Consider the following 13,238-nt stretch of genomic DNA (forward strand, 5'->3'; position numbering starts at 1 on the left):
AAGGAGGGCCCCAGGGATCGGGCGGCCTGACGGAGGTTTCCTTCGCGGCCTCCGCGGCGCTCCGGCATCTCAGGATAAGAGGCCGGAGCGGATGGGCCTCGAGGCCGAAGAAGGCCCGCGGACGGTCAGCGCCGCCCGCCCGCCGCGCGCAGCATCCGGCCGGTCGGTGCCGGCGTGCCGTTCTCCTCGAACAGCTCCGCGAGCTTCTCGGTCATCGCCCCGCCGAGTTCCTCGGCGTCGATGATCGTCACGGCGCGGCGGTAGTATCGCGTCACGTCGTGGCCGATGCCGATGGCGAGCAATTCCACCGGCGAGCGCGTCTCGATCTCCTCGATCATCCAGCGCAGGTGCCGTTCGAGGTAGTTGCCGGCATTGACCGACAGGGTCGAATCGTCCACCGGCGCGCCGTCCGAGATCACCATCAGAATCTTGCGCTGTTCCGGCCGGCCGAGCAGGCGCTTGTGCGCCCAATCCAGCGCCTCGCCGTCGATATTTTCCTTGAGCAGCCCTTCGCGCATCATCAGGCCGAGGTTCTTGCGCGCCCGCCGCCAGGGGGCGTCGGCCGATTTGTAGACGATGTGGCGCAGGTCGTTCAGGCGGCCGGGATTCGGCGGCTTGCCGGCGGCGAGCCACGCCTCGCGGCTCTGGCCGCCCTTCCAGGCCCGGGTGGTGAAGCCCAGGATCTCCACCTTCACGCCGCAGCGCTCCAGCGTCCGCGCCAGGATGTCGGCGCAGGTCGCCGCCACGGTGATCGGCCGGCCGCGCATCGACCCGGAATTGTCGAGGAGCAGCGTGACGACCGTGTCGCGGAAGTTCGTATCCTTCTCCTGCTTGAAGGAGAGGGGCTGGTACGGGTCGATGACCACGCGCACGAGCCGCGCCGGGTCGAGCTGACCTTCTTCCAGGTCGAAGTCCCAGGCGCGGTTCTGCTGGGCGAGGAGGCGGCGCTGAAGCCGGTTGGCGAGGCGGCCGACCACCCCCTGCAGATGGGAGAGCTGCTTGTCGAGGTAGGAGCGCAGGCGCGCCAGCTCGTCGGCGTCGCACAGCTCCTCGGCGTGGATGACCTCGTCGAACCGGGGGTTGAACACCCGGTATTCGGGGCCGCGCGCCTCGTTGCCCTGCCGCTGGGGCGGCCGCGAGGCCTCCGAGGCCTCCTCGGATTCCGCATCCTCCGCCTCCTCGGGCAGCTCGCCCGAGGGCGCATCGGCGGATTCCTGGGCGCCGTCCTCGATCTCGTCGGAGGCTTCCTCGGAGGTCTCGATCTCGGCGCGCTCGCCCTGGCTCTTCTCCTCCGAATCGCCCTCGCTCGGGTTCTGCTCCTCGTCCTGGGCGTCGTTCTCGTCGTCGTTCTCGTCATCCTCGGCGTCGAACGGCGTCTCGTCCGACATGTCGAGGGAGGTGAGGAGATCGCGCACCGAGCGGGCGAACTTGCGCTGGTCCTCGATCGAGCCGATCAGCCCGTCGAGATTCGGGCCGGCCTTGGACTCGATATGCTCGCGCCACAGTTCGACGATCTTGGTGGCAGCCTCGGGCGGCTTCTGGCCGGTCAGGCGCTCGCGCACCATCAGGGCGACCGCGTCCTCCATGGGGGCGTCGGCCCGGTCGGTGATGGTCTCGTACTTGCCGCCGCGGTGGTAGCGGTCCTCCAGCATCGCCGAGATGTTGCTGGCGACGCCCGCCATCCGGCGCGAGCCGATCGCCTCGACCCGGGCCTGCTCGACCGCGTCGTAGACCGCCCGGGCGGCGGCATTCTCGGGGGCGAGGCGGCGATGGACGGCGACGTCGTGGCAGCCGAGCCGCAGCGCCATGGCGTCGGCATTGCCGCGCAGCACCGCGACGTCCTGCGCCGAGAGCTTGCGCGGCGGCTCGGGCAGCCGGGCCTTGTCGCCGGTGAGCACCGGCCGGTCGGTGGCGTAGGTGACCTCGACCTCGGAGCGCCGGGCGATGGCGCGCAGGCAGCCGGCCACCGAGCGCTTCAGGGGCTCGGCCACGGGTTCGCGGCGCTCGCCGGGCTTGCGGTTGGAGATGGACATGCGGGCTACCGGTCGACGTCGACTTCGAAGGGGCGATTCAGGATGTCGTCCCAGCTGTAGGGACACTCCGCGGGCAGGGTTTTGGGCGAGCGCCTCATCTGCCGGGCCGCCCCGAGGCGACCGAGGCGGAACCCGTCGCGCTGCGCTCGTCCAGGCTGGATCTCAACCCGGGGCTCTTCTTCCGCAGCTGGATCAGGATGCGCTCACGGTGCTCGGCGATGCTGAGCGTCGAGCTGCGGCGTTCCGGCTGATGATCCCATTCCAGCATGTGGAGCAGGACGATCTCCACAGCGCTGGTGAGCCGGTGATATTCGCTCAGGCCCACGTCGCTCAGCTCCTCGGCGATGTTGTCGAGGTCGAGGGCGTCCACCCGGCCGGCGCGGAGCAACGCCACCTGCTCCTGAACCCAGCTATAGAGATCATCCGCGTAGCGCGTCCGCCCCTCGGCATGCGGAGCCGCCGGAGCGTCCTCGCGGGTCGGGGCCGGATGCGCCATCGCGTCCTCCATGCAGATCAGCTCAGCGCGACGTTCACCGCGCTCTCGGGCAGCTCCTTGCCGAAGGCGCGCTGGTAGAACTCGGCCACCAGCGTCCGCTCCAGCTCGTCGCACTTGTTCAGGAAGGTCACCCGGAAGGCGAAGCCGATATCCTTGAAGATGTCGGCGTTCTCGGCCCAGGTGATCACCGTGCGCGGGCTCATGACGGTGGACAGATCGCCGTTCATGAAGGCGTTGCGCGTGAGATCCGCCACCCGCACCATCCGGTTGACGATGTCGCGGCCCTGGTCGCTCCGGTAATGCGTGGCCTTCGAGAGCACGATGTCGACCTCGCGGTCGTGGGGCAGATAGTTCAGCGTCGTGACGATCGACCAGCGGTCCATCTGGCCCTGGTTGATCTGCTGGGTGCCGTGATAGAGGCCCGAGGTGTCGCCCAGTCCCACCGTGTTGGCCGTGGCGAACAGCCGGAAGGCCGGGTGCGGGCGGATCACGCGCTTCTGATCGAGGAGCGTCAGGCGGCCCGAGAGTTCCAGCACGCGCTGGATCACGAACATCACGTCCGGGCGGCCGGCATCGTACTCATCGAACACGAGGGCCACGTTGTTCTGCAGCGCCCAGGGCAGGATGCCGTCCTGAAAGGCGGTGACCTGCTTGCCGTCCTTCAGGACGATGGCGTCCTTGCCGACGAGGTCGATGCGCGAGACGTGGCTGTCGAGGTTGATGCGGATGCACGGCCAGTTCAGCCGGGCGGCCACCTGCTCGATATGGGTCGATTTGCCGGTACCGTGATAGCCGGTGACCATCACGCGGCGGTTGCGCGCGAAGCCCGCCAGGATCGCGAGCGTCGTCTCCCGGTCGAAGATGTAGTCCGGATCGAGATCCGGCACGTGCTCCTCGGGCTCGGCATAGGCCGGGACCTTGAGGTCGAGGTCGATGCCGAAGACATCGCGGACGGAGACGGTGCGGTCGGGCAGCGCGGCGGGCGTATCGTCAGAGAGCATTCGGAACCTCGTGAGGCGCGGTCGCTCCACTCCCTAGCAGTGGAACATCCGCGCGAAAGGACGTCGAGCCGGGCCTCCGCGGCGGGGCGAAGCCATCCTTAGACGGCGACGCGCCCGGGCGCCACCGACCGGCATCGACCCCATATAGGGTCGCGCCGTGCGGATTGCCCTATCCCGGATGCGAACCGGCGTGCAGGGTTCGTGCCGGTCAGCAGAGTCCGGCCCCACGCAGCACGTCGTGAGCCCGGATGATGTCGCGCAGCCGCTCCTCGAACGACCGGTCGCCGCCGTTGGCGTCGGGGTGGAAGCGCTTCACCAGGATCTTGTACTGCGCCTTGATGGCGGCCGAATCCGCGCCTTCCTCAAGGCCCATCACGTCGAGGGCCCGGCGGACCGTGGCCGAGTGGCGGGGCTTGCGCGGCTCCTCGGGCTGACGCGCGCGCCGGCGGGCATCGCCGACGCCCTCGCCGCGCAGGATGCCCAGCGGATCGACATAGGCCCAGTCGCGGGCCGGCTCGTCCGCCGGTTTCGCCTGGCCGGTCCGGTTCACGCCCATCGCCCAGGTCGGGCGATGCCCGATGATCGCGTCCTTCTGGTAGGCCTGGACGGCGGCATCGTTCATGCCGTCGAAGTAGTTGTAGGTCGCGTTGTAGGCGCGGACGTGGTCCATGCAGAAGCGCCAGTACTGGCCCTCCGCCTTCCGGCCCTTGGGCGCCCGGTACAGACCCGGATGGGTGCAGCCCGGACTCTCGCAGACGCCCTCGGCCGCGGCTTTCGGCTCGTCGCAGGACGGTTTGATCCGGATGCTGTCGAACAGGCGCGAGTTGAGATCCATGACGGGCCGATTATGAGGGGGCAGACCTGAGACACAAGGGCACCGGGCCTGATGACGCATGCGCGGGATCGGGCTTGACGGCAGCCCACGAACGCGACGCGAGGGCAGGATGACGGATGGTGTGGGCGCGGGGGGCACCCTGCGGGACTGGATGGAGACGCGGCTGCGGGAGCAACTCGCGCCGGCGCGCCTCGACGTGATCGACGAGTCGCATCTGCATGCCGGTCATGCGGGGGCACGGCCGGGGGGCGAGACCCACTACCGGCTCGACATCGTCGCGTCGGCGTTCGAGGGCAAGAGCCGCGTGGAGCGGCACCGCTTGGTGAACGCAGTCCTGGACGATGCGTTCAAGCGCGGTCTCCACGCCCTCGCCGTGCGCGCCCGCACGCCGGCCGAGGCCGCCTGACCCGGCCGCGCGGCCGCCCGCGGGCAGCCCTCGGTCCGCGCGGGGCGGTGGCGTGGGCGGGGCAGCGGATGGAGGGGAATGTGGTTATGGGGATACCCCTCTGCATCCTCCGCCCCGCGCCCGACAAGCGGGCGCGGCGGCCGTTGACGATCCTGTCGGAGAGGCCGCCATGTCCCTGCGGGTGACGCCGCGCATCGCCATCGCGGAGGACGAGATCACCTTGTCCTTCATGCGTGCTTCGGGCGCGGGCGGCCAGAACGTCAACAAGGTCGAGACGGCGGTCCAGCTCCGCTGGCCGGTCCTGGATTCGCCCTCCGTGGATGACCGCGTGAAGGCGAACGTGGTGCGGCTCGCGGGGCGGCGCATGACCAAGGACGGCGTCCTGGTCCTCATCGGGCAGCGGCACCGGACGCAGGAGCGCAACAGGGCCGAGATCCTGCAGCGCCTCGTCGACCTCGTGGCCGAGGCCGCCAAGCCGCCGCCCCCGATCCGCCGGGCGACGAAGCCCACGAAGGGCTCCAAGGAACGGCGGATCGTCGCCAAGAAGAGCCGTGCCGTGATCAAGCAGGGCCGGGGCAGCTACCGGGATTCCGACGGCTGATCCCGCACCCGCCCCGGTGGGATCTCAGTGGATGGCGTCGATGACCTCGGCCTTCGGGCTGGCGTCGGGCGCCGGAGAGGAGCCCGCCACCAGCGTGCTGCCCGGCTTGGCGATGGTCAGCACGATCGCGATCAGCGCCAGGATGGCGGCGAGCGCCGCCGGGAACAGGAAGGCCGATTCGCCGTAGCGGATGTCGAGCAGGCCGCCCACCACCGCGCCGGTGCTGAGACCGGCCCAGAGCGGCGCCTGGATCCAGAAGGAGGGCGCCACCGTGCCGAGCAGCAGGTTGGCGCAGCCGGTGCCGAAACGCACCACGGCGCCGGTGACGTAGGTGAGCGCCAGGGAGCGGCCGCCCTCGTCCTGCAGCGTCGCGTTCTGAAGGCCCAGCGCCAGGACGATGGGATAGGCGTGCAGCGGATAGGCGAAGGTGCCCCACGGCATCAGCAGGCCGCCGGCGAGCAGCAGGGCCTGGAGCGTCAGCAGCACGGCGAGGCGCCAGCGCCCGACCCAGGCGGCGATCAGAGTCCCCAGGAAGGCGCCGAAGCAGAACATGCAGATGGTGCTGGCGACGCGGGTGACATTCTCCCAGTCGCCATTGGCCACCGCCACGCCGAAGCGGGTGGTGTTGCCCGACATGAACGACATGAACAGCTGCGAGAATTCCAGGAAGCCGATGGAATCGGCGCAGCCTGCGAGCGCGGCCAGGGCGATCGCGAACGGGATGCGGGTCCGCGGATCGGCCGGAAAGGACTTGTCGGCCGGCGGTTCTGGCTTCCGCTCCGGTGTCGCGCGGCCTGTCCTGTTTCCGTAATCCGCCATGCTGATCCCCCGATCGAGCGGCCGCGCCCATTCGCGGCCGACAAACAATGGACGAAGAGCCAAGCGGTTTCATGCCGATGTGCGGCGCAGCACAACGACGCGCCCCGGCACCGGCCGCCCACCCTCGCGCCGGATGTGGGCGGGACGCAGAGTCAGGATCTCCAGTCCGGCGCCGGCGGCCGTCGCCGCGATGTGGGCATCGGCATGGGCATAGCGTCCGTCCTTGCCCAGGACCGAGCCGGCACCGTCGTGGGATTGCACCGTGACGGCGCCGAGCCCGCCCGGTCGCAGGACCCGGCCGATCCCCGTCAGGAACGCGGCGAGGTCCGCCACGTAGATCAGGACGTCCGCGGCGAGGCAGAGATCGGCGCAGGCCTCCGGCATGTCCGCCAGGGCGGCGGAGAGGTCGCCTTCGATCAGGCGGTCGTAGAGAGGCCGATCCCGCCACGTCTTGGCCCGCGCCAGCGCCAGCATCCCGGTGGAGAGGTCGATCCCGGTGAGGTGATCGACCCGGTCGCGCAGAACGGTGCCCATCAGCCCCGTGCCGCAGCCGAGATCGAGCGCGACCGGGAAGCGCTCCGGGACGCCCGGCAGGGCGTCGCGGACGCGTTGCGGGCCGACATAGCCCAGGCCCTCCACGAGGTGGTGCTCGAAACGCGGCGCGTAGTCGTCGAATAGAGCCCGGACATAGGCGGGCGACAGGACCGGGAGGCCGTCGCCGACATCCAGGCGGACGAGATGCGTGCGCACGCCCAGCCTGTCCTCCGGATCGATCTCGAGGGCGCTGGCATAGGCGCGTGCCGCCGCGGCACGCAGGGCCGGATCGGCGCCGGAGGCCGCCAGACCCTCCCGCGCCCGGCCCAGCAGGAGCCAGGCGGGCGCGTAGCGCGGAGCAAGGTCCAGGACCTGCTCGGCGAGGTCGGCGGCGCCCGCATGGTCGCCGTCGGCCAAGCAGGCCTCCGCGTAGCGATAGCGGCGATCGGCGAGGAGGTCGCCGGAACTGAGCTGCGAGGCCATGCGTCTGCCGGGTCGGGGGCGCCTATATATCGGGGCCACCGGCGGACTCCACCGGCTGCACGGACCCGATGCCGATACGCGCCAGCGATCTCCTCACCCTGACCCGCGAGGGTCTCTATTGCCCGCTCGGGCGCTTCCACGTCGATCCGACCTGGGCGGTGGAGCGCGCGCTGATCACCCACGGGCACGCCGACCATGCCCGCGCCGGCCACGGACAGGTTCTGGCGACGCCCGAGACCCTGCGGATCATGGCGGTGCGCTACGGCGCGGAGTTCTGCCGCCAGCGGCAGGAGGCGCCGCTCGGTGCGGCACTCCGCGTCGGCGACGTCACCGTGCGCTTCGCGCCGGCGGGCCACGTGCTCGGCTCGGCGCAGATCGCCATCGAACGGGACGGGGTCCGGGTCGTGGTCTCGGGCGACTACAAGCGGGCGCCGGATCCGACCTGCCTGCCCTTCGAGGTGGTGCCCTGCGACGTGTTCATCACCGAGGCGACCTTCGGCTTGCCGGTCTTCACGCACCCCGACACGCGGGGCGAGGTCCGCAAGCTCCTCGACTCGGCGCGGCTGTTCCCCGAACGCGCCCACATCGTCGGCGCCTACGCGCTCGGCAAGGCGCAGCGGGTGATGGCGCTTCTCCGGGAGGAGGGCTGGGACCGCCCGATCCACCTGCACGGCGCCATGGAGAAATTGACGACGCTGTACAAGGAGGAAGGGGTGCCGCTGGGCGATACGCCCAAGGTCGTGGCTGCCGAGCGCAAGGACCTGCAGGGGGCGATCGTGATCTGCCCACCCTCGTCGATCCAGGATCTGTGGTCCCGGAAATTCCCCGATCCCGTGACCTGCTTCGCCTCGGGCTGGATGCGGGTGCGCGCCCGCGCCCGCCAGAAGGGCGTCGAGCTGCCGCTGGTGATCTCCGACCATTCCGACTGGCCGGACCTCTGCCGCACCATCCGCGACACCGGTGCCGGCGAGGTCTGGGTCACGCACGGTCAGGAGGATGCGCTGGTCCATTGGTGCGGGACGCAGGGCATCAAGGCCAAGCCCCTCCACCTGCTCGGTTACGGCGATGACGGCGAGGCCGAGCCGGGCTCCGTCGAGGCCGGCTCCGGGACGGAGGCGGCGGCGTGAACGCATTCGCCCACCTCCTCGACCGCCTCGCCTACGAGCCGCGCCGCAACGCCAAGTTGCGGATGCTGCAGGACTATTTTTCGCGCACCCCCGATCCTGAACGCGGCTACGCGCTCGGTGCCATGACCGGCACGCTGAGCTTCCGCGAGGCCAAGCCGGCGCTGATCCGCGGACTCGTCGAGGAGCGGATCGACCCGGTCCTGTTCCGGCTGTCGCACAACTACGTCGGGGATCTCGCCGAGACGACGGCGCTGATCTGGCCCGTCCCATCTCTCTCCCCCCCCGCAGAGGCGGGAGGGGATGGGGCCGCCGGGATCGGCCACAACAACCCGCCGCCACCGAGTCTGGCCGAAGTCGTCGAGACGCTCAGCACGATCCCCAAGCGCGAGCTCTCCCGTCACCTCGCCGGCTGGCTCGATGCCCTCGACGAGACCGGGCGCTGGGCGCTCCTGAAGCTCGTCACCGGCAACCTGCGGGTCGGCGTCTCGGCGCGGCTCGCCAAGACGGCCGTCGGCGCCTTGGGCGGCCACGAGGCCGATGCCGTGGAGGAGGTCTGGCACGGGCTGACCCCGCCCTTCGCGACCCTGTTCGCCTGGGTCGAGGGCCGGGCCGAGCGGCCCGAGACCCTGAATCCCGCCCCGTTCCGGCCGCCGATGCTGTCGCACCCGATCGAGGAGGAGGCCGACCTCGAGAAGCTGGAGCCCGAGGCCTTCTCGGCCGAGTGGAAGTGGGACGGCATCCGCGTCCAGCTCGTCGGCGGCCCCGACCGGGCGGGTCAGCAAGTCGGAAAGGTCTATTCCCGCACCGGCGAGGACATCACCGGGGCGTTCCCGGATCTCGCCGAGGCCATCACCTTCACGGGGGCGATCGACGGCGAATTGCTGATCCTGCGCGAGCGGCGCGTGCAGAGCTTCAATGTCCTCCAGCAGCGCCTGAACCGGAAGGCGGTGACGGCCAAGCTCCTGGAGGAGTTTCCCGCCCATGTCCGGGCCTACGACCTCCTCACCCTCGCGGGCGAGGACCTGCGGGCCGAACCCTTCGAGGCCCGTCGGGAGAAGCTGGAGGCGCTGGTCACCCGCCTCGACCACGCGCGGATCGACATCTCGCCCCGCGTGCCCTTCGCGGATTGGGCGGCGCTGGCAGCCGCCCGCGCGGATCCGGCCTCGGTGGGGGCGGGCGAGGATGCCGACGCCATCGAGGGCGTGATGCTCAAGCGCCGGAACAGCCCCTACCTGCCGGGCCGTCCCAAGGGACCGTGGTGGAAGTGGAAGCGCGAGCCCCACATCGTCGACGCCGTGATGATGTACGCCCAGCGCGGGCACGGAAAGCGCTCGTCCTTCTACTCGGACTACACGTTCGGGGTCTGGCGGGCGGCGCCCGAGGGCGGCGACGAGCTGGTGCCGGTGGGCAAGGCCTATCACGGCTTCACCGACGCGGAACTCGCCAAGCTCGACCGCTACGTCCGGAACAACACCACCAAGCGCTTCGGCCCGGTGCGCGAGGTCGCCCATGGACGCGACGCCGGGCTGGTGCTGGAGATCGCCTTCGAGGGCGTCCAGCGTTCGACCCGGCACAAATCGGGGGTGGCGATGCGCTTCCCCCGGGTCAGCCGCATCCGGTGGGACAAGCCGCCCGCCGAGGCCGACCGGATCGACGTGCTGGAACGGATCCTCGCTCGCGGCGAGCGCGAGATCGCGCCGGGGGCGACCCTGATGGAGGAGACCGGATGAGACGGGGAGACACCAGGGCCGGCACGATCGGTCGGGTCGAGGCGCTGGCCTCCGGCGCCGTTGAGCGCCACGCGAGCGGGCGCCTCACCATCGCAACCGCGGGGCCGGGCTTCACGGATTTCACCGCCGCGGTGGCGGCCTTCGTGCGCGGCAGCGGCATCCGGGACGGTCTCGTCACGGTGTTCTGCCGGCACACCTCGGCCTCGCTCACCATCCAGGAGAATGCCGACCCCGACGTCCAGACCGACCTGATGACCGCGCTGGACGGGTTCGCGCCGCGCAATGCCGGCTACGTCCACGGCGCCGAGGGACCGGACGACATGCCGGCCCATATCCGCACCCTGGTCACCGATTCGGCCCTCACCATCCCGCTGGTCGACGGAACGCTGGCGCTCGGCACGTGGCAGGGGATCTACCTGATCGAGCACCGCGACCGGCCGCATCGGCGGGAGATCGTGCTGAGCGCCCTCGGAGCCTGACGCCTCCACGGTCGCCGCAGGTGGAGCGAAGCGACCCGGGCCAGTGCGACCGGATCGGGCTCGGTGCGGCGAGATTGCGGCGCCCCGCTACCCCCGACGCCCCCGGGCCGGCTCAGCAACATGTGTAAACACACCGTCGGTTAACCATAGTGCACGCCTATGGGTCGTCGTCGGATCGGGAGCCGTGCCGCTCCGGCGAATGGAGACCCCGATGGGCCTTTTCACCGCGCTCTCGAATTCGATTTCCGGCGCCTCGGCGCAGTCGCTGGCCCTGAACAACATCTCGGGGAACATCGCCAACACCCAGACGGCGGGGTTCAAGTCCACCGAGACGAGCTTCGCCGACATGCTGGCCGAGACCGATCGCAGCACACAGCTGGCCGGCGGGGTGTCGCCGGGCACGCGCAACAGCCTGAACATCCAGGGTACGGTGCAGTCGACCGGCGTATCGACCAATCTCGCCATCTCGGGCAACGGCTATTTCATCGTCCGGAAGAACACCGGGACGACCCAGAGCCCGAGCTTCACCGGGGATACCGGCTACACGCGACGCGGCGACTTCGCACCGGACGCCAGCGGCTATCTCAGCAACGGTGCGGGCTACTACCTGTTCGCCGGCCCGTCGGCGACCGCGCCCGTCCAAGTCCCCACCGGCGCCAATACCCTGTCGAGCCTCACGGTCTCGCCGGCCGGCACGCTCACCGGCACGGCCGCGGATGGCAGCTCCGTGGCGCTCGGCTCGCTGCAGCTGGCGCAGTTCGGACTGCAGGACAATCTCGCTTCCCTCGACGGGGGGACCTACGTGGCGACGGGTCAGTCGGGCACGCCGAGCTACGGCCTCAACGGCGCGACCATCGCCGCCGGCTCCGTGGAGCAGTCGAACGCCAGCATCTCGGATCAGTTCTCGAAGATGATCGAGACCCAGCAGGCCTATACCGCCAACACCAAGGTCATGAGCACCACCGACCAGATGCTGCAGGACGCCATCGCGATGTACACCTGACGCGGTAGCGGGGCGGCCCGAGCGGTCGTCCAGGATCAGGGTGGCCCCCGGGACGGGGGCGAATGTCAGGACGCGGTCGGTCACGACACGGGGCAACCAATCACAGGAACTTCAGCGGGTCCTTTTCGGGCGGGGGCGGCGCCACATCGGCGCGGTTCCACCAGCCGCCGCCCAGGGCCACGAACAGGGCGGCGGTGTCGGCGTACTGCGTGGCGCGCGCCGCCGCCGAGGTGACCAGCGCCGAGAGGTAACCCTGCTGGGCGATCAGCACCTGCGAGGAGGTGATCGCCCCCGCCGTGTATTGCTTGCGGATCAGCCCGAGGCTCTGGTTCGTGGCGCTCACCGCCGCGTCGGCGGCGGCCACGGCCTTTGCGTCGGCCTGGAGCGCCCGCAGCGCGTCGGCGACGTTCTGGAAGGCGGTGATCACCGTCGCCTTGTACTGCGCCTGCGCCACCGTCAGCGATTCCTCGGCGGCGCGCTGCCGCCGGAACAGGGTGCCGGCATCGAAGATCGGCGCCGTCGCCTGCCCGATGATCGTGAAGAACGCCGCCCCCGGACTTGTGACCTGAGCGATCCGGGTGGCGCTGGAGCCGCCCGTGGCGGTCAGGCTGAATTGCGGCAGGCGGTTCGCCACCGCGACGCCCACCGTGGCGCTCGCCTGCTGCACCAGGGCCTCCGCCGCCTTCACGTCGGGCCGCTGCTGCACGAGCCGCGAGGGCAGGCTCACCGGGAGCCGCGTCGGCAGGCGCAGGGCGGCGAGGTCGAAGGTCTCGGAGACCTCGTCCGAGGGCAGGCGCCCGGCCAGCGCGGTGAGCAGGTTGCGCTGCTGCGCGAGCGCCTTCTCCAGCGGAGGCAGCAGCTGCTGCGACAGCGCCAGCGCCGCCTGCTGCTGCACCACGTCGGCCCCGGCAATCTGCCCCAGGGAGAGCTGCTTGTTGTAGAGCTGCAGCACCTCGGTCTGCGCCTGGATCACCTTGCGGGTCGCGTCGATCTGCGCCCGCAGGGACGCCTCCTGGATCGCGGCGGCGACCACGTTGGCGGTCAGGCTCAGATAGGCCGCCTCTAGCTGGAAGCGCTGGTTCTCGGTGGTGGCCTCCAGGGACTCGATCTGCCGGCGGTTCCCGCCGAACACATCCGGATTGTACGAGACCACCGCCTGCGGCGTGGAGAGGCTGTAGAGATACTGGTTCTGGTTGTTGAGGGGCGATTGCAGGTCGAGGCCGGGCGCCTGGGCGCCCTGGATCTGCGGGGTCGCGGTCAGGCTCGGATAGAGCGTGCCCTTCTGGGCCAGCACGTTCTGCTGCGCCACCCGCAGGGAGGCCTGCGCGGCCTCCAGCGTCGGGTTGTTGGCGAGGGCCTGCTCCACGAGGCGGTTCAGCGCCTTCGAGTGGAACAGGGTCCACCACTGGCCGGGGATGTCGGCGCCGGAGACGAAGCTCTGGTCGGCCGAGCCGCCCTGCCGGGTCCGGATCTTGTCGGCCGCGGAGGGATTCTGCAGCGGTTCCTTGGTGTAGCGGCCGACCGGCGGATCCTCGGGCGGCACGAAGTTCGGGCCGACCGCGCAGGCCGACAGGCACAGGGAGGCCGCCAGCACAGCGGCTGCCCGTCTGCACCGTCCCGGCGCAAAGTCCACCATCCCGCCCCCGAAAACCCCACCTCGGTAGAGCGGCGCGGACCGCATCCAAGTCAAT

Annotated in this window: 13 protein-coding genes; 6 read left to right on the forward strand and 7 right to left on the reverse strand. The window is 70.4% G+C overall.

The features are described from left to right. Positions 1-125: 125 nt before the first annotated feature. The 4 genes from cobT to A3862_RS13255 form a co-directional block, all read right to left on the reverse strand. Entirely contained in the window at positions 126-2,033 is a 1,908-nt protein-coding gene (cobT, locus tag A3862_RS13240) for a cobaltochelatase subunit CobT (RefSeq protein WP_111473637.1), read from the reverse strand. Positions 2,034-2,127: 94 nt separating this feature from the next. After that, positions 2,128-2,529, reverse strand: a complete 402-nt coding sequence (locus A3862_RS13245) for a DUF29 domain-containing protein (RefSeq protein ID WP_236952720.1) — start codon at positions 2,527-2,529, stop codon at positions 2,128-2,130. Between the two features lie 17 nt (positions 2,530-2,546). Beyond that, the gene (gene cobS, locus A3862_RS13250; RefSeq protein WP_043358054.1) at positions 2,547-3,530 is read right to left on the reverse strand and encodes a cobaltochelatase subunit CobS; all 984 of its coding nucleotides are present in this window, start codon (positions 3,528-3,530) and stop codon (positions 2,547-2,549) included. Positions 3,531-3,738: 208 nt separating this feature from the next. Beyond that, the gene (locus tag A3862_RS13255; protein ID WP_043358056.1) at positions 3,739-4,365 is read right to left on the reverse strand and encodes a J domain-containing protein; all 627 of its coding nucleotides are present in this window, start codon (positions 4,363-4,365) and stop codon (positions 3,739-3,741) included. Positions 4,366-4,474: 109 nt separating this feature from the next. Here A3862_RS13255 and A3862_RS13260 point away from each other — a divergent pair, with 109 nt between their 5' ends. After that, entirely contained in the window at positions 4,475-4,771 is a 297-nt protein-coding gene (locus tag A3862_RS13260) for a BolA family protein (protein ID WP_043758999.1), read from the forward strand. 169 nt (positions 4,772-4,940) lie between these two features. After that, the gene (arfB, locus tag A3862_RS13265; RefSeq protein WP_043358059.1) at positions 4,941-5,372 is read left to right on the forward strand and encodes an alternative ribosome rescue aminoacyl-tRNA hydrolase ArfB; all 432 of its coding nucleotides are present in this window, start codon (positions 4,941-4,943) and stop codon (positions 5,370-5,372) included. A 24-nt stretch (positions 5,373-5,396) separates the two neighbouring features. Here the strand turns inward: arfB and A3862_RS13270 are convergent, their stop codons facing one another. Both A3862_RS13270 and A3862_RS13275 read right to left on the reverse strand, forming a co-directional pair. After that, entirely contained in the window at positions 5,397-6,191 is a 795-nt protein-coding gene (locus A3862_RS13270) for a YoaK family protein (RefSeq protein ID WP_043358073.1), read from the reverse strand. A gap of 69 nt (positions 6,192-6,260) precedes the next feature. After that, on the reverse strand, positions 6,261-7,208 hold the full coding sequence (locus tag A3862_RS13275) for a methyltransferase domain-containing protein (RefSeq protein ID WP_043758996.1): 948 nt from the start codon (positions 7,206-7,208) through the stop codon (positions 6,261-6,263). Between the two features lie 68 nt (positions 7,209-7,276). Between A3862_RS13275 and A3862_RS13280 the strand changes: the two genes are divergently transcribed. From A3862_RS13280 to A3862_RS13295, 4 genes are all read left to right on the forward strand, one after another. Then, complete coding sequence (locus A3862_RS13280) at positions 7,277-8,335, forward strand: ligase-associated DNA damage response exonuclease (RefSeq protein WP_043758993.1); 1,059 nt, start codon at positions 7,277-7,279, stop codon at positions 8,333-8,335. Continuing rightward, positions 8,332-10,065, forward strand: coding sequence for a cisplatin damage response ATP-dependent DNA ligase (locus tag A3862_RS13285; protein WP_043358064.1), 1,734 nt, complete (start codon positions 8,332-8,334; stop codon positions 10,063-10,065). The genes A3862_RS13280 and A3862_RS13285 overlap by 4 nt, the downstream gene beginning before the upstream one ends. Beyond that, a complete protein-coding gene (locus A3862_RS13290; protein WP_043758988.1) occupies positions 10,062-10,544 on the forward strand; it encodes a secondary thiamine-phosphate synthase enzyme YjbQ in 483 nt (160 codons plus the stop codon). The genes A3862_RS13285 and A3862_RS13290 overlap by 4 nt, the downstream gene beginning before the upstream one ends. 211 nt (positions 10,545-10,755) lie before the next feature. Further along, the gene (locus tag A3862_RS13295) at positions 10,756-11,547 is read left to right on the forward strand and encodes a flagellar hook basal-body protein (protein WP_043358075.1); all 792 of its coding nucleotides are present in this window, start codon (positions 10,756-10,758) and stop codon (positions 11,545-11,547) included. Positions 11,548-11,647: 100 nt separating this feature from the next. Here A3862_RS13295 and A3862_RS13300 read toward each other — a convergent pair whose 3' ends face one another. Further along, the gene (locus A3862_RS13300) at positions 11,648-13,183 is read right to left on the reverse strand and encodes an efflux transporter outer membrane subunit (RefSeq protein ID WP_043358068.1); all 1,536 of its coding nucleotides are present in this window, start codon (positions 13,181-13,183) and stop codon (positions 11,648-11,650) included. Between the last annotated feature and the right edge of the window lie 55 nt (positions 13,184-13,238).

Source organism: Methylobacterium sp. XJLW, assembly GCF_003254375.1.
Classification (GTDB): domain Bacteria; phylum Pseudomonadota; class Alphaproteobacteria; order Rhizobiales; family Beijerinckiaceae; genus Methylobacterium; species Methylobacterium fujisawaense.